General features: G+C 71.4%; 18 protein-coding genes and 1 pseudogene. 10 read left to right on the top strand and 9 right to left on the bottom strand.

Going from position 1 to position 22,455, the window contains the following annotated elements; all coding sequences use genetic code 11:
- Positions 1 to 2: 2 nt before the first annotated feature.
- From IW249_RS02075 to IW249_RS02065, 3 genes are read right to left on the bottom strand one after another with little or no spacing between them, the layout of a single operon-like run.
- On the bottom strand, positions 3 to 764 hold the full coding sequence (locus IW249_RS02075) for a metal ABC transporter ATP-binding protein (RefSeq protein ID WP_196919252.1): 762 nt from the start codon (positions 762 to 764) through the stop codon (positions 3 to 5).
- Positions 761 to 1,705, bottom strand: coding sequence for a metal ABC transporter substrate-binding protein (locus IW249_RS02070; RefSeq protein ID WP_196919251.1), 945 nt, complete (start codon positions 1,703 to 1,705; stop codon positions 761 to 763). Before IW249_RS02070 ends, IW249_RS02075 begins: the two co-directional genes overlap by 4 nt.
- 54 nt (positions 1,706 to 1,759) lie before the next feature.
- On the bottom strand, positions 1,760 to 2,017 hold the full coding sequence (locus IW249_RS02065; RefSeq protein WP_030338196.1) for a hypothetical protein: 258 nt from the start codon (positions 2,015 to 2,017) through the stop codon (positions 1,760 to 1,762).
- 29 nt (positions 2,018 to 2,046) lie between these two features.
- Between IW249_RS02065 and IW249_RS02060 the strand changes: the two genes are divergently transcribed.
- The 4 genes from IW249_RS02060 (at position 2,047) to dusB (ending at position 5,621) form a co-directional block, all read left to right on the top strand.
- Positions 2,047 to 2,388, top strand: a complete 342-nt coding sequence (locus IW249_RS02060; RefSeq protein WP_112589142.1) for an antibiotic biosynthesis monooxygenase family protein — start codon at positions 2,047 to 2,049, stop codon at positions 2,386 to 2,388.
- A gap of 24 nt (positions 2,389 to 2,412) precedes the next feature.
- Positions 2,413 to 2,892, top strand: coding sequence for a hypothetical protein (locus IW249_RS02055; protein ID WP_196919250.1), 480 nt, complete (start codon positions 2,413 to 2,415; stop codon positions 2,890 to 2,892).
- Between the two features lie 112 nt (positions 2,893 to 3,004).
- Complete coding sequence (locus IW249_RS02050; protein ID WP_196919249.1) at positions 3,005 to 4,384, top strand: glycine--tRNA ligase; 1,380 nt, start codon at positions 3,005 to 3,007, stop codon at positions 4,382 to 4,384.
- Between the two features lie 64 nt (positions 4,385 to 4,448).
- Positions 4,449 to 5,621, top strand: coding sequence for a tRNA dihydrouridine synthase DusB (gene dusB / locus IW249_RS02045; protein ID WP_196919248.1), 1,173 nt, complete (start codon positions 4,449 to 4,451; stop codon positions 5,619 to 5,621).
- A gap of 509 nt (positions 5,622 to 6,130) precedes the next feature.
- Here the strand turns inward: dusB and IW249_RS02040 are convergent.
- Entirely contained in the window at positions 6,131 to 6,793 is a 663-nt protein-coding gene (locus IW249_RS02040; protein WP_196919247.1) for a C39 family peptidase, read from the bottom strand.
- Between the two features lie 461 nt (positions 6,794 to 7,254).
- Entirely contained in the window at positions 7,255 to 9,027 is a 1,773-nt protein-coding gene (locus IW249_RS02035) for a beta-N-acetylhexosaminidase (protein ID WP_196924591.1), read from the bottom strand.
- Positions 9,028 to 9,250: 223 nt separating this feature from the next.
- Here IW249_RS02035 and ppdK point away from each other — a divergent pair, with 223 nt between their 5' ends.
- Positions 9,251 to 11,959, top strand: a complete 2,709-nt coding sequence (gene ppdK, locus IW249_RS02030) for a pyruvate, phosphate dikinase (RefSeq protein WP_196919246.1) — start codon at positions 9,251 to 9,253, stop codon at positions 11,957 to 11,959.
- A gap of 43 nt (positions 11,960 to 12,002) precedes the next feature.
- Here the strand turns inward: ppdK and IW249_RS02025 are convergent, their stop codons facing one another.
- Positions 12,003 to 12,503 carry a roadblock/LC7 domain-containing protein gene (locus tag IW249_RS02025; RefSeq protein WP_196919245.1) on the bottom strand — a complete coding sequence of 167 codons (501 nt, stop codon included), beginning with the start codon at positions 12,501 to 12,503 and terminating at the stop codon, positions 12,003 to 12,005.
- Positions 12,504 to 12,756: 253 nt separating this feature from the next.
- Here IW249_RS02025 and IW249_RS02020 point away from each other — a divergent pair, with 253 nt between their 5' ends.
- From IW249_RS02020 to IW249_RS02010, 3 genes are read left to right on the top strand one after another with little or no spacing between them, the layout of a single operon-like run.
- Positions 12,757 to 13,110: a VOC family protein gene (locus IW249_RS02020; RefSeq protein WP_196919244.1), complete on the top strand. Its 354-nt coding sequence runs from the start codon at positions 12,757 to 12,759 to the stop codon at positions 13,108 to 13,110.
- Positions 13,111 to 13,152: 42 nt separating this feature from the next.
- Entirely contained in the window at positions 13,153 to 14,415 is a 1,263-nt protein-coding gene (locus IW249_RS02015; protein WP_196919243.1) for a deoxyguanosinetriphosphate triphosphohydrolase, read from the top strand.
- 15 nt (positions 14,416 to 14,430) lie between these two features.
- Positions 14,431 to 15,279 carry a siderophore-interacting protein gene (locus IW249_RS02010; protein WP_196919242.1) on the top strand — a complete coding sequence of 283 codons (849 nt, stop codon included), beginning with the start codon at positions 14,431 to 14,433 and terminating at the stop codon, positions 15,277 to 15,279.
- Positions 15,280 to 15,286: 7 nt separating this feature from the next.
- Here IW249_RS02010 and IW249_RS02005 read toward each other — a convergent pair whose 3' ends face one another.
- Positions 15,287 to 16,492, bottom strand: a complete 1,206-nt coding sequence (locus IW249_RS02005) for a low temperature requirement protein A (RefSeq protein ID WP_196919241.1) — start codon at positions 16,490 to 16,492, stop codon at positions 15,287 to 15,289.
- 113 nt (positions 16,493 to 16,605) lie between these two features.
- Between IW249_RS02005 and dnaG the strand changes: the two are divergent.
- A pseudogene (dnaG, locus tag IW249_RS02000) lies at positions 16,606 to 18,508 on the top strand (DNA primase).
- Positions 18,509 to 19,045, top strand: a complete 537-nt coding sequence (locus tag IW249_RS01995; RefSeq protein ID WP_196919239.1) for a hypothetical protein — start codon at positions 18,509 to 18,511, stop codon at positions 19,043 to 19,045. It abuts the pseudogene before it with no gap.
- A gap of 9 nt (positions 19,046 to 19,054) precedes the next feature.
- Here the strand turns inward: IW249_RS01995 and IW249_RS01990 are convergent, their stop codons facing one another.
- Together IW249_RS01990 and IW249_RS01985 are read right to left on the bottom strand one after the other, a co-directional pair.
- Positions 19,055 to 20,074, bottom strand: coding sequence for a TAXI family TRAP transporter solute-binding subunit (locus IW249_RS01990; RefSeq protein WP_196919238.1), 1,020 nt, complete (start codon positions 20,072 to 20,074; stop codon positions 19,055 to 19,057).
- Positions 20,071 to 22,383, bottom strand: coding sequence for a TRAP transporter permease (locus IW249_RS01985; protein ID WP_196919237.1), 2,313 nt, complete (start codon positions 22,381 to 22,383; stop codon positions 20,071 to 20,073). Before IW249_RS01985 ends, IW249_RS01990 begins: the two co-directional genes overlap by 4 nt.
- Between the last annotated feature and the right edge of the window lie 72 nt (positions 22,384 to 22,455).

Below are 22,455 nucleotides of genomic sequence, written 5' to 3'. Positions count from 1 at the left end.
TGTCAGTTGCTCCACAGCCCGGCGGGCTCGTCGTAGCAGTGCGGGTGCACGTGGTCGTGGTCGGGCTCCGCGTGATGGCCGGCCGGGTCCGGCACCGCGCCGTCGTGCGCGATGCGACCCTCGTGGACGACGACAGCCCGGCTGATCACCGGTCGCAGCGGGCCCAGTTCGTGGGCGACCAGCAGCACCGTTCCGCCGTCGGCGACGAAGTCGCGCAGCGCGCCGGCGAACGCCTCCTGGCTGGCCGCGTCCACCCCGGCGGTGGGCTCGTCGAGGACCAGCAGTTCGGGCTGGCCGGCCAGGGCGCGGGCGATCAGGGTGCGCTGCTGCTGGCCGCCGGAGAGCGTGGACACCGGGTCACCGGCCCGGTCGGCGAGCCCGACGGCGCGCAGCGCGTCGTCGACGGCGGACCGGTCGGCCCGACCGGGCGGACGCAGCACCCCCCGACGGGCCAGCCGGCCGGAGGCCACCACCTCGCGGACGGTGGCCGGCACGCCGCCGCCGGCGCCCAGGCGCTGCGGGACGTACCCGATGCGCGCCCACTGCCGGAAACGGCGCAACGGCCGGTCGAAGAGGGTGACCGAGCCGGCGCTGATCGGCACCAGCCCGAGCACGGCGCGGATCAGGGTGGACTTGCCGGAGCCGTTGGCGCCGAGGATCGCGACCACCTCGCCGGCGGTGACGGTGAGCGAGATGTCCCGGAGCACGGGGCGGCCGTCGTAGCCGACCACCCCGTGCTCGACGGTGATGACAGGTGAGGTCACGAGCAGCTCAAGGCCGTCTGCAGGGTCCGCAGGTTGGTGCGCATCACCGAAAGGTAGTCCCCGTTGCTGCCGGCGGCGAGCCCTTCGATCGGGTCGAGCACTGCGGTCTTCGCGCCGACCTGACCGGCGATGGTCTCGGCCACCTTCGGGCTGACCAGGGTCTCGAAGAAGATCGTGCTGGCCTGGTGCTCCTTCGCCTCCTCGATCACGTGCGCGAGGCGCTGCGGCGAGGGCTCGACGTCCGGGCTCAGCCCGGTGATGCCGACCTGGTCGAGCTGGTACCGGTCGGCGAGGTAGCCGAACGCGGCGTGGCTGGTCACGATCTCCCGCCGCTGGCAGGTCGCCAGACCGTTCTTGAACTCGCCGTCAAGGGTCGTCAGGTCGGCGCGCAGGGCGGTCGCCCGGGCGGTGTAGTCCGCGGCGTGGTCCGGGTCGGCCTTGCCGAGCCGCTGGGCGAGCTGGTCGCCGATGCCGGCCAGCCGGCTCGGGTCGAGCCAGACGTGCGGGTCCTTGCCGCCGCTCTCCTCGGCGTGCCCCTCCTCGCCCTCGTGGTCGTGCCCGCCGGCCGACGCGTCCAACAGCGGCTGCACGGTGGTCACGTCGAACGCCCGGTCGCCGCCGTTCTGGGCCACTGCGTCGTCCACCGCCGGCTGGAACCCCTTGAGGTAGACGATCAGCTCCGCGTCGCTGACCTGACCGACCTGGCTCGGGTTGAGTTCCAGGTCGTGCGGCTCGGCGCCGGGCTTGGCCAGGTTGGTCACCCGGACCGCGTCGCCGCCGATCCGTTCGGCCAGGAACTGGAGGGGGTAGAACGCGGCCACCACGTCGACTCGCTGAGGGTCGGCGCCGGCGGCGCCTCCGGTGGAGCAGCCGGCCCCGGCGCCCAGGGCGAGGAGTGCGGTCGTGGCGGCCAGGACACGGTACGTGGCGCGGTTGGTCATGTCATCAACTGTCCGTGGCAACGATAATGATTGTCAAAAACGCATGATTGCATGTCAGAGGAGCTTCGCGAGGCCCACCGTCACCAGCAGGGTCAGCATCACCAGTCGGATCAGCCGGGTCTGCGGCGCCTGAACCGCCCAGGTCGTCGCCAACAGGGCGATCAGGACCCCGGCGAGCGCGAGCGTCAACAGCCCGCCGATCACCCCGGGGGTGAAGAACGCCACCAGCACCACCACCAGGGTGAGCAGGAACACCGACGTCGGGTTCGCCCCGGCCAACCGGGCGAGCAGAGGGCGCTGCGTACGCTGCATCCCACAGACTCTACGAGGAGGAACCCCCGGTGCTGGTGACCAACCGGTTCGTGGTCGACGTCGATGCCGCCGACGGCTTCACCGAACGGGCGCACGCCGCCCTCACCGCGCTGGCCGCCCGACCCGGCTACCTGCGCGGTCAACTGGTCCGGGCGCTCGACGACCCCCGGCACTGGTCACTGGTCACCGAATGGGAGTCGGTCGGCACGTACCGGCGGGCGCTGGGCGCCTTCGAGGTCAAGGTCAGCGCCGTGCCGTTGCTCGCGGAGTCCGTCGACGAACCCTCCGCCTACGAGGCGCTGGCCACCGCCGCCCCCGGCGGGGCCGTGGTCGTCGCCGAGAGTGATCGGGCTGCGGGTCCTTACCGCTGAGCCGCCGGACACTACGCTGCTCCTATGACCGCACCCGCCCCGCCACCCGGTCCCGGGGTGGCTCCGCCGTTCGCCGCGCCGCCCACCGAGGGCCGCCGGAACCGGCTCTGGATCGGCCTCGGCGTCGGCGCGCTCGCCGTGGTGCTCTGCTGCGGCGGGGGTGGCACCGCCGTCGTCGGCCTGGCCGTCAGCGGAGTCCAGGCGATCCGGGAACAGGCCCACACCGTCACCAGCGACTACTACCAGGCGCTGGTCGAGCGGAACTACGGGCGGGCGTACGACCAGCTGTGCGACGACGCGCAGCGGCGTGAGTCCCGACCGGAGTTCGAGCGACGCGCCGCCGCCGAACCGCAGGTGACCGCGTTCCGGGTGGGCGAGGTGGACCAGACCTACCTGACCGTGCCGGTCGACGTGACCCTCGACGGCGGTGACCGGGAGCGGCAGCAGGTCAGCCTCGGCCAGGACGGGCAGACCGGGGGCGTGGAGGTCTGCGAGGTCAACTGACCCGCCACCGGTATTCTGCTGGGCTCGGGGGGACGGTGGTCGTACCGTTGTCCCGAACCGACCGTTCCATCCATCTCGCCCCCGCCGACCGCCAGCCGGCGTAGGAGGAAACATGCCAGCCGACCGTATCGACGCCGTCGTCAGCCTCGCCAAGCGCCGAGGCTTCGTCTTCCCCTCCAGTGAGATCTACGGAGGCACCCGATCGGCGTGGGACTACGGTCCGCTCGGCGTGGAGCTCAAGGAGAACGTCCGCCGGCAGTGGTGGAAGAACATGGTCCAGCAGCGCGACGACGTCGTCGGCCTGGACTCCGCGGTGATCCTGGCCCGCAAGGTGTGGGAGGCGTCCGGTCACATCGCCGAGTTCGTCGACCCGCTCACCGAGTGCCAGTTCTGTCACAAGCGGTTCCGGGCGGACCACCTGGAAGAGGCGTACGCCGAGAAGCACGGCAAGCCGCTGACCTCCCTGGCGGAGCTGAACTGCCCCAACTGCGGCAACAAGGGCACCTTCACCGAGCCGAAGATGTTCAACGGCCTGATGAAGACCTACCTGGGCCCGGTGGAGAGCGACGAAGGGCTGCACTACCTGCGCCCGGAGACCGCGCAGGGCATCTTCGTCAACTACAAGAACGTGGAGACGGTCGCCCGTAAGAAGCCGCCGTTCGGCATCGCGCAGACCGGCAAGTCGTTCCGCAACGAGATCACCCCGGGCAACTTCATCTTCCGGACCCGCGAGTTCGAGCAGATGGAGATGGAGTTCTTCGTCGAGCCGGGCACCGACGAGCAGTGGCACGAGTACTGGCTCCAGGAGCGCTGGAACTGGTACCTCGACCTCGGCCTCTCGGCGGACAATCTGCGGCTCTTCGAGCACCCCAAGGAGAAGTTGTCGCACTACTCGAAGCGGACTGTCGACATCGAGTACCGCTTCCAGTTCGGCGGCACCGAGTTCGCCGAGCTGGAGGGTGTCGCCAACCGCACCGACTTCGACCTCTCCACGCACAGCAAGCACTCCGGCGTCGACCTGTCGTACTTCGACCAGAGCAAGAGTGAGCGCTGGATGCCGTACGTCATCGAGCCGGCCGCGGGTCTGACCCGCGCGGTGCTCGCCTTCCTGCTGGAGGCGTACGACGAGGACGAGGCGCCGAACACCAAGGGCGGCGTGGACAAGCGCACCGTCATGCGGTTCGACCCGCGGCTCGCCCCGGTCAAGGTGGCGGTGCTGCCGCTGTCCCGCAACGAGGCGCTGTCGCCCAAGGCCAAGGACCTCGCGACGCTGCTGCGCAAGCGCTGGGTGGTGGAGTTCGACGACTCGCAGGCGATCGGGCGTCGCTACCGCCGGCAGGACGAGATCGGCACCCCGTTCTGCGTGACTGTCGACTTCGACACCCTGGACGACAACGCGGTGACGGTGCGCAACCGGGACACCATGGCCCAGGAGCGCGTCTCCCTGGACCAGGTCGAGCGCTACCTGATCGAGCGTCTCCCCGGCTGCTGAGACTCTGCGCACGGGGCCTCGGCCGACGCGATAAGCGCCGGTCGGGGCCCCGTACACTTGTCCGGTGACTGCCTCGACCGTGCCCGCGCTGCGCCCGCTGACTCTCGGCCAGCACCAGGTGTGGCCGCCGGTCGTCCTCGCGCCGATGGCCGGAATCACCAACATCGGGTTCCGTCGGCTCTGCCGCGAGCAGGGCGGCGGCATCTACGTCTGCGAGATGATCACCACTCGGGCGCTGGTCGAGCGCAACCCGAAGACACTGCGCATGATCGCGTTCGGCGACGACGAGAAGCCCCGCAGCCTCCAGCTCTACGGCACCGATCCGGAGATCACCGCCGCCGCCGTGCGGATCGTCGTCGAGCGCAACCTGGCCGATCACATCGACCTCAACTTCGGCTGCCCCGTACCCAAGGTCACCCGGCGTGGCGGCGGCGCGGCGCTACCGTGGCGGCGCCGGCTCTTCGCGCGGCTCGTGCGGGCCGCGGTGGCTGCCGCGTCACCGTCCGGCGTGCCGGTCACTGTCAAGATGCGCAAGGGCATCGACGACGACCACCTGACGTACGTCGAAGCCGGGCTCGCCGCCCAGGAGGCCGGCGTGGCCGCGGTGGCCCTGCACGGGCGGACGGCGTCGCAGCGTTACTCGGGCACCGCCGACTGGGACGCGATCGCCACGCTGAAGCAGGCCCTCGACGTGCCGGTGCTCGGCAACGGCGACATCTGGGAGGCCGACGACGCGCTGCGCATGGTTGCCCACACCGGCGTCGACGGCGTGGTCATCGGGCGCGGCTGCCTGGGCCGGCCGTGGCTCTTCGCCGACCTGGAGGCCGCCTTCAACGGTCGGTCGGAGCGACGGCTGCCCACCCTCGGCGAGGTGGCGGTGACCATGCGCCGGCACGCCGAGCTGCTTGTCGACCAGTTCTCGGCCGGCGCCCGCAACCCGGCCCGAGGTGAACGGGACGGTTGCACCGACTTCCGCAAGCATGTCGCCTGGTATCTCAAGGGCTTCCCGGTCGGCGGCGAGCTGCGTCGCTCGCTGGCGATGATCGAAAGCCTGGCCCAGCTCGACGACCTGCTCGGCAAGCTCGACCCGGCGGAACCGTTCCCGGTGACCGCCCTCGGGCAGCCGCGCGGGCGTACGAACTCACCCGGCAAGGTCTTCCTGCCTGAGGGCTGGCTGGCCAGCCGGGACGACGACACGGTCCCCGAGGGCGCCGAGATGGACGACTCCGGCGGCTGAGCCGTCGGCCCGTCGAGCAGAGACGCCCCGCGAACGTCCCTTCCGAACGCGGCCTCGGCGCGGAGGCTGGGCATCTGAGTTCGAGGCCCTTTCGAGCTGATGTCGTGAACGAATCACCCGCTCGGCCTCGGCTCGGCTCGGCTCGGCTCGGCTCGGCCTCGGCTCGGCTCGGCCTCGGCTCGGCTCGGCTCGGCCTCGGCTCGGCTCGGCTCGGCCTCGGCTCGGCTCGGCTCGGCTCGGCTCGGCTCGGCTCGGCCTCGGCTCGGCTCGGCCTCGGCTCGGCTCGGCCTCGGCTCGGCTCGGCCTCGGCTCGGCTCGGCCTCGGCTCGGCTCGGCTCGGCTCGGCCTCGGCTCGGCTCGGCCCGGCCCTGATTCGTTTACGACATCAGCTCCAAAGGGCCCGTGACGCGGTCAGTGGGGTGGGCCTTCTGTGCTGTGGACAGTGACCCGGTCATGCCGAAGGGCCGGACCCCGTGGTGGGGTCCGGCCCTTCGTCGTGGTGCGGTGGGTCAGCTGGTGGCGTAGCCGCGGGTGGCGATCCAGTCCGCGAGGTGCTCGACGCTGATCCAGTAGGAGGCGGTGTTCGGGTCGGCGGAGTCGGCGATCTTCACCGTGTTGCCGTTGTCGCGGTAGCCGACGACGCTGATGTAGTGCCCGCCCTCGTAGGAGTGCACGCCGCCGTCGGTGTCGGTGCTGGTGCCGGCGATGTTGGCGACCACGGCCCGGCCGTCGTCGACGGTCTTGACGATGTCGGCGCGCAGCGTGTCGGTCTGCTTGGTGTTGGCGTCGGGGGTGCTGATCTCGACCGACCGGTAGGCGTCGTTCTTGCCGGTTTCCTTGTTCAGCACGGGGGTGATGTCGTTGATGGAGTTGGTGCCGGCCTCGGTGGTGCCCATCTCCTTGGCCATGTCATCGACGTTGATGTCCTTACCCTGCACGGACAGGGCGTTACGCGTGGCGGCGGGCCCGCAGTAGTAGAAGTTCGGCTGCGCCTCGTAGCGCACACCCAACTCGCGCTCGCCGTGGCCCTTGCGGTCGGTCTGGGTCTGGGTGGCCGGCTTGCCGGTGGTGGGGGCGGCGAAGGCGGTGGTGACGGGGCCGGCGATGGCGCCTCCGGTGAACGCGAGGCCGGCGGCGGTCAGGGCGGTCTTACGGATCAGATCGGTACGCATGATGGCGTGCTCCTCTGCATCGGGGGTGCCCACACACAACCTCCGGGGGTGTGGTCGTGCGGGGGAAGTTCACGGCAACGTCGGCGATCCCGGGGGGACCTGCTCGGGCGTTGCGGGGGATGTAACCGGGGCGGCCGGCAGGGTGTTCCCGGCGGCTGCCGCGCCCCACGACTCGATGGTCGCGGTGGCATGCCAGGTATAACGACCCCGGCCGGCCCCCGATTCCACCGCCGGTGTGGCCCCGACCACCCGGCATCCCGGGCCAAACCGGACGATCCACCCACCTGACAACCGGACACCGGCGACCAGAATGACCTGATCGACTCGGGCTCACGGAAATCGCGGTGTCCCAGTGCCGGGGATACCCCGACTTCATGAAACCCGAGTGGATCACGGCGGTCTGCCCCGTTCGGGCACCCCGACCGGCCCGGAGCCCGTGGGCAGGGGCCGGGTGGACCGCTCTACTCGGGGGTCAGGTGGGTGGCGGTGTCGGGTTGGGGAACGTTGCGCTGCGTGGGGATGGTCGGCGTGGTCGACCAGGGGATCTCGGGCGCGCGGTGGAAGGTGATGCCGGCCGTCGTCCAGCGCGGGCCCTGGCCGGCCAGGCGGTCGCGGAAGCTGGCCCAGTCGTGGCTTGCCCGGGGTGACCAGCCCAGTTCGGCGATGGCCGGGAGGCGGGGCAGGAGCAGGAGTTCGATGTCGGCCAGCGAGGTGACCGATTCGGTCCAGAGCGGGGCCTCCACACCGAGCACAGCCTCGGCGGGTACACCGACGACGTGTGTACCCGGATCCCAGTCGTAGGCCTTTCGTACGTCGATGAGGCCGGCCCAGTCGTGCCCGATCGGGGTGTCCGGGGCGTACTTCATGTCCAGGTAGGCGTGGTTGCCGGGGGAGACGATCAGCCGGGCGCCCCGTCGTACGGCGTCGACGGTGGTGGGGTCTTCGCCGTTCGTGCCCCACCACTGCAGCGCCCGCCCGTCGAGGTGGGCGGCGGGTGCGAGCTGGTGCCAGCCGATGACGGTCTTGCCGAGGTCGGCCACGATGCGCTGGACCCGCTCGACGAAACCGGTGTAGACCTCGCCCTTCACCTTGAACGCCTCGTCGCCGCCGATGTGCAGCCAGGGGCCGGGGGTGAGAGCGGCCACCTCGCCCAACACGTCGGCCACGAAGTCGTACGTCCGCTCGTCGGTTGGGTCGACGTAGCTGAAGCCGACCTCGGTGCCGGTGTACGGCGGCGGCGCCGTCTTGTCCGGTGCCAGCTCCGGGTACGCGACAAGCGCCGAGTTGGTGTGCCCCGGGAGGTCGATCTCCGGTACGACGGTGATGTGGCGGGCGGCGGCGTAGGAGACGATCCGCGCGTAGTCGGCCTTCGTGTAGTGCCCGCCGGGGCCGCCGCCGACCTCGGTCGTCCCGCCGACGGTGGTCAGCTTCGGCCAGGAGTCGACGGTGATCCGCCAGCCCTGGTCGTCGGTGAGGTGCAGGTGCAGGTGGTTGAGCTTGTAACGGGCCAGGTGGTCGACCACCCGCAGCACGTCCTCGACGGCGAAGAAGTGCCGCGCCACGTCGAGCATCGCGCCCCGGTAGGGGAAGCGGGGTGCGTCGGTGATGGTCCCGCCGGGCAGCGCCCAGCGTTCGGTGACCGGGTCGGGGCTCTCGATCGCCGCCGGTAGGAGCTGACGGAGCGTCTGGACGCCGTAGAAGAGGCCGGCGCTGGTGGCGGCGGTGACGCGTACCCCGCTAGTGGCGATGTCGAGGCGGTAGGCCTCCGCGCCGAGGTCGGCGCTGTCGTCGAGCACCAGCGCGATGCCACCGGCGGCCTCCGGCGTGGTGGCGTCGGTGACCGGCAGCGGGTAGCCGGTGGCCGGGCGCAGGAGGTGGGCGAGCTGCTCGGCGACGGCCAGCGCGGCGGGGTCGGGGCTGGCCACGATGACCGCGTCAGCCGGGAGGACCCAGTCGGCGGTCGGGTCCGGCTGGACCTGGAGCGGGGCGGGGACGACGTCGGTCAGCCGGTGCGGGGGCGCCGGGGTGAGCAATGCGCCCGCGGTCTGCTCGGCCGTGCGGGCCAGCGTGGCCGCGTCCGGTTCCACCGCCGACAGCGGCGCGGGGACGGCGGTGGGGCCGGGGGAGGAGGTGGTCGACACGGCGGCGACTCCGGGGGTGTATTCGCGTCGGTTATGGCAAAAGTGAGGTTCACCGGCTGGCGTGGCGTCAAGCGTACGACGCTCAGCCGGGATGCGTGATGGTGCGCATGGAAGCGTTCCCAAAAACCGGTACGAACACGGATAGTCGTGATGGCTGTGCCAATTGTCACCGAACGGTCCCAGGTCACTCGATGTTCGCTTAACCTTCGCCCACCGATCGACGTTGACCCCGGGATTACCGGCGGTCCGTCCCGGGGAAGAAGAAAACTGAACCTTCGTTAAGTGTCAATCCGGCGCGTGTGTTGTGGAGGCTCTGGTGGCAGCGCAAGAGACCGTCGATCACAAGTACGTCTACGACTTCTCCGAAGGCAACAAGGAGCTCAAGGAACTGCTCGGCGGCAAGGGGGCGAACCTCGCCGAGATGACCAACCTGGGTCTGCCCGTCCCGCCCGGCTTCACCATCACGACCGAGGCGTGCCAGGCGTACCTCGCGACCGGACGGGAGCCGGACGGGCTCGCCGGTCAGATCGAGGCGCACCTGGAATCGCTGGAGCGCGCGATGGGCAAGCGCCTCGGCGACCCGCAGGACCCACTGCTGGTCTCCGTCCGCTCCGGTGCCAAGTTCTCCATGCCCGGCATGATGGAGACCGTCCTCAACGTGGGTCTCAACGACCAGAGCGTCGTCGGGCTCTCCGCGCAGGCGGGAGGCAACGACAGGTTCGCCTGGGACTCCTACCGGCGGCTCATCCAGATGTTCGGCAAGACCGTCTGCGAGGTGCCGGGCGAGGAGTTCGAGCACGCGCTCGACGAGGCCAAGCGCGCCAAGGGCACCCACAACGACCTGGATCTGGACGCCGACGACCTGCGCGGGCTTGTCGACGCGTACAAGAAGATCTTCCTGAAGCACACCGGTCGGGAGTTCCCGCAGCAGCCACGCGAACAGCTCGACCTGGCCATCCGGGCGGTCTTCGAGTCGTGGAACGCCGAGCGCGCGGTGCTCTACCGCCGCCAGGAGCGCATCCCGGCCGACCTCGGCACCGCTGTCAACGTGGTGACCATGGTCTTCGGCAACCTCGGGCCCGACTCCGGCACCGGGGTCGCGTTCACCCGCGACCCGGCCAGCGGCGCGCAGGGCATCTACGGCGACTACCTGGCCAACGCCCAGGGCGAGGACGTGGTCGCCGGCATCCGCAACACAGTGCCGTTGCAGGAGTTGGAGCAGCTCGACAAGTCCTCCTACGACGAGCTGCTCGGCATCATGGCCCGGCTGGAGGAGCACTACAAGGACCTGTGCGACATCGAGTTCACCATCGAACGCGGCAAGCTGTGGATGTTGCAGACCCGGGTCGGCAAGCGCACCGCCGCCGCCGCGTTCGTCATCGCCGGGCAACTCGTCGACGAGGGCCTGATCGACCTGGACGAGGCGCTGCACAGGGTCAACGGCGCGCAACTGGCCCAGCTGATGTTCCCGCGTTTCCAGCTCGACCACGAGTTCCAACCGGTCGCCAAGGGCATCGGCGCCTCGCCCGGCGCGGCGTCCGGGAAGGTGGTCTTCACCTCCGCCCGGGCCGTCGAGCTGGCCGCCGAGGGTGAGTCGGTGATCCTGGTGCGTCGGGAGACCAACCCGGACGACCTGAACGGCATGATCGCCGCGCAGGGCATCCTGACCTCGCGCGGCGGCAAGACCAGCCACGCCGCGGTGGTGGCCCGGGGCATGGGCAAGACCTGCGTCTCCGGTGCCGACGAGATCGAGGTGAACGTGCCGGCGAAGCGGTTCACCGTCGCCGGGCAGACCGTCAACGAGGGCGACGTCGTGTCCATCGACGGCACCACCGGCAAGGTCTACCTCGGTGAGGTGCCGGTCATGCCCTCCGAGGTCGTGCAGTACTTCGAGGGCAGCCTCGACCCCGAGCACATCGACAACGCGCTGGTCCGGGCCGTACACCGGATCATGACGCACGCCGACGGCAAGCGGAGGCTCGCGGTCCGCACGAACGCCGACACCGGCGCGGACGCCGCCCGGGCCCGGCGCTTCGGCGCCGAGGGCATCGGGCTGTGCCGCACCGAGCACATGTTCCTCGGCGACCGGCGGGAGCTGGTCGAGCGGCTGATCCTGGCCCGGGCCCCGGGCGAGCGGGAGGCGGCGCTGGCGGCGCTGCTGCCGTTGCAGCGGGCCGACTTCGAGGAGATCTTCCGCGAGATGGACGGCCTGCCGGTCACCGTCCGGCTCATCGACCCGCCGTTGCACGAGTTCCTGCCGCCGTTGGAGCAGCTCGCCGTCAACGTGGCGGTCGCCCAGGAACGCGGCGAGGACGTGGCCAAGGAGGAGGCGCTGCTCGCCGCCGTGCGGCGGATGCACGAGGAGAACCCGATGCTCGGGCTGCGGGGTGTACGCCTCGGCCTGGTCATCCCCGGCCTGTTCGCGATGCAGGTCCGGGCCATCGCCGAGGCGGCGGTCAGTTGTGCCCGTAACGGGGGCGTGGCCAAGCCGGAGATCATGGTGCCGCTGGTCGGCGCCGTGCAGGAGTTGGAGACGGTCCGCGCCGAGGCCGAGAAGATCATCGCCGAGGTGGTCGGGGACAGCGGCGTCGAGGTGCTGATCGGCACCATGATCGAGGTGCCCCGGGCGGCGCTGACCGCCGGGCAGATCGCCGAGGCCGCCGAGTTCTTCTCCTTCGGCACCAACGACCTGACCCAGATGGGTTGGGGCTTCTCCCGGGACGACGTCGAGGGCGCATTCTTCTGGCGCTACCTGGAGCTGGGCATCTTCGGCATCTCGCCGTTCGAGTCGATCGACCGCGACGGCGTCGGCCGGCTGGTGCGGATCGCCGCCGAGGAGGGCCGGGCGGCCCGACCCGGGCTGAAGCTCGGCATCTGCGGTGAGCACGGTGGCGACCCCGACTCGGTGCACTTCTTCCACGAGGTCGGCCTGGACTACGTGTCCTGCTCGCCGTTCCGGGTGCCGGTGGCCCGGCTGGAGGCCGGTCGGGCGGTCGTGGAGAGCGGCGGGTCGGACAGCCGCTGACGCACGTCGGCGGCGGCCCGGTCATCCGGCCGCCGCCGGCGTCTCAGATCGGCGGACGACGCCAGGTGGGTCGGGCCGCGCGGCGCAACTGCGTCGGCAGGGTCGCCATCGGGGTACGCGTGGCCAGCGGGGCGTGCGCGTCCGGCACGGAGGTCGCGCCGATGCCGCCGCCGCGAACGTCAAGGAACGAGCCCGCCCGGCGGGCCACCGCCCGCGCCTCCTCGTGCAGCGCCTCCAGGTCGCCCGCACCTGACACGGTGACGAGGGTCAACAGGGCGTTGCGCCCGGCCGGGTAGGTCACCACGCAGCCGGCGGTGGTGCACACGACCGATTCCCGGAACTCACCCTGCCGGACGGTGTCGGCCACCCGGTGACCGAGCCCGAAACTCGCGGCGGCGAGCGCGGCGAGATGGGTGGCGTCGGTGCTGGGCAGGTCGCTGGAGATGAGCAGGCCGTCAGTGCCCGCGAGCACCGTGCCGGCGATGTCGGGCCGGCGCTGGCGCAGCCCGCGTAGCTCCGTTCCCATCACCGTGTCTGCGTCCACGAGCGTCACCCCTCACCGGTCGGCTCTTCGTGTCAGTCGGATGGTCACGTTCCGCGCTGGGAACGCTACCGGCGGCGACTTCCAGCCGCGAGCCCGTAACCCTCGGCGATCGGTTGGCAACTGGGGGCCAATCGGTGGTTGTGTGCCCTTCGTCGATGCGTCGTGAGCGGGTCGAGCAACTGTGGCGGGCGTAATCTTGGCTCGCTCGTACACGGCCGATTGGGCGCCGCGTCGAACGGGAAGAGGTGACTGCATGACCAGTGTCTGGGAGAGCCTGACTGTCGACGCCCGCGACCCGGCCCGACTGGCCCGTTGGTGGGCCGAGGCGCTCGGCTATCAGGTCGTCACCGAGACTCCGAGCGGCGTGGAGATCCGGCAGTCCCCGGACCAGTCGCCCGCCCTGTTCTTCGGCCCGGTGGCCGAGGGCAAGGAGCGGAAGAACCGGCTGCACCTCGACCTGCGCCCCGCCAACCAGGAGGCCGAGGTCGAGCGCCTGGTCGACATGGGCGCCCGGCACGTCGACATCGGTCAGGGCGAGGTCGACTGGACGGTGCTGTCCGACCCCGAGGGCAACGAGTTCTGCGTTCTCCGTGAACGCGAGGAGTGAGCCGGTCTTGCGAGCCCCGCAGTCGAGAGCTGTGGCGGCTCCGTGAACGCGAGGAGTGAGCCGGACGCGCGGTTGGTCGAGGAGCCGCCCAAGGACACCGGGCACCGCCGGTCGCCGTACGAGCGCGACCGGGCCCGGGTGCTGCACTCGGCGGCGTTTCGCCGGTTGGCCGCCAAGACCCAGGTGCACACCGCCGGGACTGACGACTTCCTTCGTACGCGGCTGACGCACTCGTTGGAGGTGGCGCAGATCGCCCGGGAGATGGGTGCCCGGCTGGGCTGTGACCCGGACGTGGTGGACGTCGCGGGGCTCGCGCACGACCTCGGGCACCCACCGTTCGGGCACAACGGCGAGGCCGCGCTGGACCTGCTCGCCACGCCGTGCGGTGGCTTCGAGGGCAACGCGCAGACGCTGCGGGTGTTGACCCGGCTGGAGGCGAAGGTGCTCGCCCCGGACGGCTCGTCCGCCGGGCTGAACCTGACCCGGGCGTCGCTCGACGCGATCGGCAAGTACCCCTGGCCGCGCCGGCCGGGGGAGCGCAAGTTCGGGGTGTACGCCGACGACGCTGCCGTCTTCGACTGGATCCGGGTCGGCGCGCCCGGCGACCGGCGCTGCCTGGAGGCCCAGGTGATGGACTGGGCCGACGACGTCGCGTACTCGGTGCACGACGTGGAGGACGGCATCCACGGTGGCTACGTCACGTTGCATCCCCTGCTCACCGACGCCGACGAGCGGGCCGCGCTCTGCGCCGACGTGGCCGCCGCCTACTCCGGTGAGTCCGCGGCGGACCTGGCCGAGGTGCTTGTCGATCTGCTGGCCGGTCCGCTGCTCGCCCCGTTCGCCGGGTACGACGGTAGCCATCGCGCCCAGGTCGCGTTGAAGGCCACCACCAGCGGGGTGACCGGGCTGTTCGTGTCAGCGGCGGTGGCGGCCACTGAGGAGCGCTTCGGTCCGGGCCCGCACCGCCGCTACGCCGCCGATCTGGTGGTGCCCCGACTGGTCCGGGCGCAGTGTGCAGTGCTCAAGGGCATCGCGCTTCGGTACGTGATGCGTCGCAGTGGCTTTCGGGGCCGCTACGAGCGGCAGCGGACGATGCTGGCGGAGTTGGTCGCCGCGCTGGTCCGGCGTGCCCCGGAGGGGCTCGACCCGGTCTTCGCCCCGCTGTGGCGGGCCGCACCGGATGACGCGGCCCGGCTGCGGGTGGTGATCGACCAGGTCGCCTCGCTCACCGACCCGGCGGCGGTGAGTTGGCACACCCGCCTGGTCGGGGGAGGCACGCCGCCGATTGACCACGAGCCAGCTTAGGCTAACCTAACTGGCATGACGGAACGCCCCAGGAACGTCACCTCGGCCCGGGTGCTGCGCACCGAGCGGCCCACCCCGCACCTGATCCGGCTCGTCCTCGGTGGGGACGAACTGGTCGGCCTGCCGGTGGGCGAGTTCACCGACCACTACATCAAGGTCGTGTTCCCGCAGCCGAACGTCGCGTACCCGCAGCCGTTGGACCTCGCCGCGATCCGCCGGGACCTGCCCCGGGAGCAGTGGCCCCGGCTGCGCGCGTACACGGTGCGGCGCTGGGATCCGCTGGCCGGGGAGTTGACCGTCGACGTGGTGTACCACGGCGACGAGGGTTTGGCCGGTCCGTGGGCCGCCGCGTTGCGCCCGGGGGATCCGGTGCACTTCGTCGGCCCCGGCGGCGCGTACGCCCCGAACCCGGACGCGGACTGGCATCTGCTGGTCGGTGACGAGAGCGCCCTGCCGGCGATCGCCGCCGCCCTCGAGCGTCTGCCGTTGGGTGCCCCGGCCCACGTCTTCGTGGAGATCGCCGACCCGGCGGAGGAGCAGAAGCTGCTCAGCCCCGGGGCGGTCGAGCTGACCTGGCTGCACCGTGGCGAACGCCCGGTGGGCGAGGCGCTGGTCGCGGCGGTGCGGGCGTTGGAGTTCCCAGCCGGCCAGGTGCACGCGTTCGTGCACGGCGAGGCAGCGTTCGTCCGGGACCTGCGCCGGCTGCTGCGCGGCGAGCGGGGCCTACCCCTCGACCGGCTCTCCATCTCCGGCTACTGGCGGCGCGGCATGGACGACGAGGGTTGGCGCTCCACCAAGGCCGACTGGAACCAGCAGGTGGCGGCCGAGGAGACGGCCATTCCGGAGCCCGCCGCGGCGGCCTGAGCGCCGCTCACCCCTCGGGGGTGTTCATCTCCTTACCGGCCCGGGCGAGGCGCCGGCTGAGCAGTACGGCGTACCCGACGACGGCCAGGGAGAGCAGCGACAGCATCACCCTGGGCTGGTGCACCGTCGCGGTGATCAGGCTGACCGAGACCACCCCGTAGGCGGCGATCGCCAACCGGGCGGCGCTCGGTCGGGTCCACAACCAGTACAGGGCGAGCCCGCAGGCCGTCCACACCACCATCGAGGCGCCCAGCAGCAGCCGCAGCTCCAGCGGCAGCTGGTTCGCGTCGTCGTCGACCAGCCGGACCACCTGCCCGAGCGCCCAGCCGAGCAGCAACAGCGCACCGCCGAGCGGAATGTGCAGGTAGGTGTACGCCTGCCCGCCGCGCAGCCGGCTCTGGGTCAGCCGGGTGGTGACGAAGGTGGTGTAGACCCACCAGACCGCCGCCGGGATGAGGAACGCCATCGCGGCGGTGAGGATCATGTGGGGTGGGGGGTGGTCCGGCACCGCGAAGAGCAGGCTGGCCAGCGCGCTACCCAGCACGATGATGGTGAACTGGCCGATCCGTTCCGGCAGGTGCCGGTTGTCCACCGGCCAGCGGTTGAGCCAGCGCACCCCGGCCCAGGGCGTGGCCAGTTCGATGACCATCGCGACGATCCACAGGACCGGGCGTAGTTCGGCGGAAACGGTCAGCGACCCCAGCCAGATCAACCAGCCCGACCCGAAGCCGATCAGATAGACAGTCGTCACCATTCGGGCGCTCGGGCTGGTCGGCCAGGCCCGCAGGTACAGCAGGAGCAGCACACCCCGCACGATCAGGTAGCCGACCGGCAGCAGCACGCTCTCCGGGACCTCGTCGACTCCGAGGGTCATCGCGCCCGCTCCGACCAACGCGACAAGCACCAGCAGCCGGTGCAGCGCGTCGTCCGGATCGAACCGGGTGTCGTAGTAGACCTGCCCCATCCAGGCCCACTGGATCACCACGAAGAGCCCGATCACGGCCAGCACGGCCTTTGGCGACGGGGCCGGTTCGTTGCCCAACCGGGCCACCACCGCGGCGAGGGCGTACACGAAGATGAGGTCGAGGAAGAGCTCCAGCCAGGTGGCGTGCCGGTGGCCGGCCTCGTCCGTCTGCGGGGTCTGCCCGGGTAGCCCCATCCGAGCGGCCAGCCATCTCGGCAGGCGGGGGGCTTCGGTCCGTACCCGGCGCATCTGGTCATGGTCCCCGTGCGGACCCGGCCTGCGGGCCGGAACCGCCCAGCCGGCAGCGGCCGCCGCCACACCGGCGTCCCCCGGCCGGCGTGTCGTCGGTCCGGCAGGGCAGGATGTACGGCGAGGGGGTGGCGCATGGCTGGGCGGATCCGGGACGAGGACATCGCACTGGTCCGGGAACGCACCTCGATCGGGGATGTGATCTCCGAGACCGTCACCCTGAAGTCCGCCGGCGGCGGCAACCTCAAGGGCCTGTGCCCGTTCCACGACGAGAAAAGTCCGTCGTTCAACGTGTCCCCGGCCCGCAACGTCTGGTACTGCTTCGGCTGTGGGGCCGGCGGGGACGCGATCAAGTTCCTGATGGACGCCGACCACCTCAGCTTCGTGGAGTCCGTCGAGCAGCTGGCCGGCCGCGCCGGCATCCAACTGCGTTACATCGAGGACGACAAGGGCACCCCGCGCCCGCGCCCGCAGCAGGGTCAGCGGCAGCGCCTGGTCGCCGCGCACGCCGCCGCCGTCGAGTTCTACCGCGCGCAACTGAGCACCGCCGGCGCCCGGCCGGCACGGGAGTTCCTGGCGCGACGGGGTTTCGACAGGGCCGCCGCCGAGCGCTACGGCTGTGGGTTCGCGCCGGAGGGTTGGGACCTGCTCACCAAGCACCTACGCCAGCAGGGCTTCACCCACCAGGAGCTGGTCACCGCCGGGCTGTCCCGGGAGGCCCGTTCGGGCTCCCTGATCGACCGGTTCCGCCGCCGGCTGCTCTGGCCGATCCGCGACCTCGCCGGCGACGTGATCGGCTTCGGCGCGCGCAAGCTCTTCGACGACGACGACGGCCCGAAGTACCTGAACACCCCCGAGACGCCGATCTACAAGAAGTCGCACGTGCTCTACGGCATCGACCAGGCCAAGCGGGAGATCGCCAAGCAGGGGCGGGCGGTGATCGTCGAGGGTTACACCGACGTGATGGCCTGCCACCTCGCCGGGGTGACCACGGCCGTGGCGACCTGCGGCACCGCCTTCGCCGCGGACCACATCTCCGTCCTGCGTCGGCTCCTGTTCGACAGCGACGAGGTGGCCGGCGAGATCATCTTCACCTTCGACGGTGACGCCGCCGGGCAGAAGGCCGCGCTGCGCGCCTTCGAAGACGACCAGCGCTTCGTCGGGCGTACGTTCATCGCGGTCAGCCCGGACAACATGGACCCGTGCGACCTGCGGCTGGCCAAGGGTGACCTGGCGGTGCGTGACCTGGTCGCCCGCCGCGAGCCGCTTGTCGACTTCGCGCTGCGGCACGTGATCAGCCGTTTCGACCTGGACACCGTCGACGGCCGGGTCGAGGCGATGCGCCACGCCGCCCCCCTGGTCGCGCGACTCAAGGACCGGGAAAAGCGCCCCGAGTACGTCCGCAAGCTCGCCATGGACCTCGGCATGGAGATCGAGCCGGTGCAGCGGGCGGTGCTCGCCGCCGGCAACACCGCGCCGCCCGGCACCCGCGACGCCGCCCCCGCCGCCCGGCCGACCTCGGCCCGCCCTGAGCCTGCGGTGGACAGCCCGCAGTCGATGGTCGAGCGGGAAGCGCTCAAACTCGCCCTCCAGCAACCCGTTCTGGCCGGGCCGATGTTCGACGCTGTCGAGGCCACCGAATACCGCCACCCGGTGCACGTCGCGGTGCGTACCGCCATCGCGGTGGCCGGTGGCGCCGCGTCGGCGACCGGCGGCGCGGTCTGGATCGAGTCGGTCCGCGACGCCTGCGACGACCTGGCGGCTGCGGCGCTTGTCGGCGAGCTGGCCGTCGAACCACTGCGGATCGACGGCGAACCGGACCCGCGCTACGTGTCGATCACCATGGCGCGGGTGCAGTTCGGGTCGGTGACCGCCCGGGTCCGGGACCTCAAGTCACGCATCCAGCGGATCAACCCGGTCAACAACAAGGACGAGTACTTCGCCGCGTTCGGTGAGCTGCTGTCCCTGGAGCAGCACGCCCGGGCGCTGCGCGAGCAGGCCGCGGGAGGCCTCTAGATGGGACTGTTCAGCCGCAAGCCGAAGCTGCCGCCGGCCGACCGGCCGCCGCTGACCGCCGACGAGCGGGTGTTGGCCTGGGCCGCCGCCGGCAACGGCGAGGGCGACGGGGTGGTGGTCGCCACCAACCTCGGATTGTGGTTGCCCGGTCGGGGGCACCGGCTCGGGTGGCACAGCATCCTCAAGGCGGTCTGGTCCGGCCGGAAGTTGACAGTCACCCCCGCCGAGCAGCTCGTCGAGCGGGACGGCTACACGGTGGTCGTCGACGGTCCGGCCGAAACGTACCTGCTGCTCGACCCGGGGGAGTTGCCGCACCAGGTGCGGGCCCGGGTGACCCGCTCGGTCGCGTACACCGAGCACCAGCCGGTGCCCGGCGGCGCGGCGCGGGTCGCGGCCCGCCGCGTGGCCGGGGTCGACGGTCTGACCTGGACGGTCCGACTCGACCCCGGCACTCCGGCGGACGACGAGGCCCTGCTCGCCGAGACCGACCGGCTGGTCGGCGTGGCCCGCGCCGCCACCGCGCCGGCCGACAACTGACCGGCCCTGTCAGTTCGCGCCGAGGTCCTTCAGCGCCTTCTCGGCGCCGCGGTGCAGCGGCACCGGCAGGGTCCTGCGGGCCTTTTCCAGCGAGATCCCCTTGGCCGCCGGGTTGGCCTGGGCCAGGGCGTCGCGCTTGTCGAAGACCGTCCGGGTGATCGCGCAGGCGACGTTGGCGTCCAGGTCCTTACGGACCAACAACACGTTCGGTACGACGATGGTCGGGGTGTCGCTCGCCGTCCGGTACGCGTCCCGGCCGATCGTCCCGGCCTGGTAGGCGGGGCTCAACGCTGCCATCTTCGGCAGCAACGGCGAGATGTCGACGAACTTCACCGAGCCGCCGGCCGTGGTGAACAGGTCGGTGAGGCCACCGGTGGGCAGACCACCGGACCAGAAGAAGCCGTCGACGCTGCCGTCCTTGATCCCCTCGACAGTCTTGGTCAGGTCCAGTCGCTGCGCCCTGACGTCCTTGGCCGGGTCGAGGCCGGCGGCCTCCAACAGCCGGTTGGCGATCACCTCGGTGCCGGACTTCGGTGAGCCGGTGGAGATCCGCTTGCCCCGCATGTCGGCCACCGAGGTGATCCCAGAGTCGTTGCGGACCACCACCTGGGTGTAGTTGTCGTAGATGCGGGTCAGCGCCTCCACCGGCTGCGGCGCGGTGAAGCTGTCCTTGCCCTCGAACGCATTGACAGCCGTGTCGAACAGCGAGAACGCCACGTCGTACTGGCCACCGACCAGTTGCTCGACGTTCTGCACCGAAGCGCCGGTCTCGGCCGCGGTGCCGGAGAGCTTGCCGCCCGTCGCCCCGGACAACTGCCCGGCCAGGGCGTTGCCGACCACGTAGTAGACGCCGGTCGCGTTGCCGGTGGCGATGCCGACGCGGGTCTCCTTTGTCACCTCGCAGGTGACCTCGCTGGCCGTGTCGTCCTTTGCCGCGCCGCCCTGCTGACCTCCGCACCCCGCGGTGCCGACCGTCACGAGGGCGAGCACGCTCAGGCCCGCCGCGAGCCGTACGTCGATTCGTCTCACAGTTGTTCCTCCACAGGGTTGGCTGGTGATCCGGACGATGACCGGCCGGCGGATCCGCGTCGGACGAACACACCCGCCGCCGCGACGGCGGCCAGCGCCGCGCCCACAGTTACCGGCACGGGTTCGAGCCAGAGCAGTGTGACGCCGGCGAGGGCACCCAGCACCCGTTCCGGCGCGCCGGCCGGGCCCACGCCGGGCAACCAGCCACCGGCGGCGACGGCGAGCACCGCCACACTGAGCGCGGTGACCGCCGCGGCGAAGGCGATCCGTTGAACGCCACCGATGCCGAGCAGACCGAGCCCGGCCGGCGTGATGACGAACGCGATCGGGGTCAGGTACGCCGGCAGCGCGTACCGCAGGGTCTGCCACATGGTCGGCACCAGCCGGCCGCCGGTGACGGCGGCGGCGGCCACCGCGGCGAGCGCTGTCGGTGGGGACACCTCGGACAGCACAGCGAAGTAGAAGACGAACATCGCCGCCGCCGGCGCGGTGACGCCCAGGTCGAGCAGGGCCGGACCGACGATCACCCAACCGATCACGAACGACGCGGTGACCGGCACGGCCAGACCCAGCAGGGTGAGCGCGACGGCGGCGAGCAGCGCGGTGAGCACCAGCACCAGCGTCGGGTCCGAGGTGACCGCCTGCGCCCCGCCGATCAGCAGCGCCGCCGCCTGCGGCCCGAGGCCGGTCTTCGTGGTGGTCGCCGTGATGATGCCGGCGGCGGCGCAGACCGCGGTGACGGCGAGGACGCCGCGTACGCCGGTGACGAGCGCGGTCACCAGCCGGCCCGGGGTGAGCCGGTGCGCGCGGTCCTCGTTCCTGGGGGCGCGGCCGTTCCTGGGGGCGCGGCCGTTCCTGGGGGCCAGGAACGACAACGCGACGGTGAGCACGATGGCGAACACGACAGCCCTCGTCGCGGACACGCCTAGCGCGAGGAACACGATGATGGCGATCAGCGAGGCGAAGTGGTAGCCGAACCGGGCCAGCAGACGCCAGGGCGAGCCGACGTCCATCACCACGGGGCGTACGCCCGAACGGCGGGCGTCGATCTCGACGGCGAGCAGGATGCCGAGGTAGTAGAGCACCGTCGGCACGGTCGCCCAGCCCAGCACCTGGAGGTACGAGACGCCCAGGTACTCGGCGATGATGAACGCCGCCGCACCCAGAGTGGGTGGGGAGAGGATGGCGCCCACCCCTGCCGCGGCCAACATGCCGCCGGCCCGCTCCGGCGGGTAGCCGGCGCGGCGCAGCAGCGGCCAGGTGACCGCGCCGATGCTCACCGTCGTCGCCGCGCCGGAGCCGGAGACGGTGCCGAGCAGGAACCCCGAGGCCACCGCCGTCCGGCCGGCGGCGGTACGCGAACGCCGGAACGCCGCGGCCGACAGCTCGACGAAGAACCGCCCGGCCCCGGACAACTCCAGCACCGCGCCGTAGATGGTGAACAGCACGATGTACGAGGCGGCCACGTCGAGCGGCGTGCCGTAGAAGCCGCTGTCGGAGTTGTAGAACGCGTCGACCAGCTGACTGAAGTCGAGCCCCGCGTGCGCGACCGGCCAGGACTGCGGCAGCAACCCGCCGTAGTAGCCGTACCCGAGGAACAGCAGGCAGACCGCCGGCAGGATCCAACCGGTGGTCCGTCGGCACGCTTCGAGCAGCAGAAGCAGCAGGACGGTGCCCAGCACCAGATCCGTCGGCGCCAGCAGGCCCTGCCGGTCGAGGAACGCGTTGTACCCGCCGCCACCGCTGCCGATCCGGATCGGCAGGACGGGGTAGAGACAGGCCGCCACCGCCAGGACGACCAGGACCCAGTCGGTCACTGTGGGCCGCGTCGAGGCGGGTGGTCGCCGGGCGCGTAGCCGGGCCGGCAGCCGCAGGTCGGCCGGGTAGGCGAGGAAGACCAGCGGGAGTACGCCGGCCAGGAAGATGATCAGGTAGTACTTGCTGCCCTGCGACAGCGGGCGGAACACCTGCCACAGGGCGAGAGCGCCGATCGCGAGCGCCGCAGTGGTGAGGAGCAGACCCACCGGCCCGGAGAGCACCCGTCCCGGTTTCTCGTCCTCGAACTGGGCGGCGAGGTCCCGGGTCGCCTGCTCGGGGATGTCGGGCCCGCTCGGGTCGGGCCCGCTCGGGTCGGGCTCGCTTGCGTGGGGCTCGCTCGGGTCGGGCCCGCTTGCGTGGGGCTCGCTCCGGTCGGCTTCCGGTCGTGGTCGGGGTGGCCCGCCGTCGGGGCTCACCGCAGACCCACCGGCGGGAGAGTTGGCTGGTCGGGCAGGTGACGACGAACCATCTGGCGCGCTGATGGGCGACACGAAAGGACGATACACGTCGATTGGCTGACGGGTGGGGCACCGACCGGCGTTTCGTCGCCTGTGGTCGGGGTG

Source organism: Micromonospora vinacea, from assembly GCF_015751785.1.
In the GTDB taxonomy this organism is placed as follows: domain Bacteria; phylum Actinomycetota; class Actinomycetes; order Mycobacteriales; family Micromonosporaceae; genus Micromonospora; species Micromonospora vinacea.
The sequence above is the reverse complement of the archived record's forward strand: the minus strand, read 5'-3'. Positions and strand labels throughout refer to the sequence as shown.

Coding starts and splice junctions, on each gene's coding strand:
- IW249_RS02070 (WP_196919251.1), bottom strand. CDS start 1,705: ATGACCAACCGCGCCACGTACCGTGTCCTGGCCGCCACGACCGCACTC.
- IW249_RS02065 (WP_030338196.1), bottom strand. CDS start 2,017: ATGCAGCGTACGCAGCGCCCTCTGCTCGCCCGGTTGGCCGGGGCGAAC.
- IW249_RS02055 (WP_196919250.1), top strand. CDS start 2,413: ATGACCGCACCCGCCCCGCCACCCGGTCCCGGGGTGGCTCCGCCGTTC.
- IW249_RS02050 (WP_196919249.1), top strand. CDS start 3,005: ATGCCAGCCGACCGTATCGACGCCGTCGTCAGCCTCGCCAAGCGCCGA.
- IW249_RS02040 (WP_196919247.1), bottom strand. CDS start 6,793: ATGCGTACCGATCTGATCCGTAAGACCGCCCTGACCGCCGCCGGCCTC.
- IW249_RS02020 (WP_196919244.1), top strand. CDS start 12,757: ATGACCAGTGTCTGGGAGAGCCTGACTGTCGACGCCCGCGACCCGGCC.
- IW249_RS02010 (WP_196919242.1), top strand. CDS start 14,431: ATGACGGAACGCCCCAGGAACGTCACCTCGGCCCGGGTGCTGCGCACC.
- IW249_RS02005 (WP_196919241.1), bottom strand. CDS start 16,492: ATGCGCCGGGTACGGACCGAAGCCCCCCGCCTGCCGAGATGGCTGGCC.
- IW249_RS01995 (WP_196919239.1), top strand. CDS start 18,509: ATGGGACTGTTCAGCCGCAAGCCGAAGCTGCCGCCGGCCGACCGGCCG.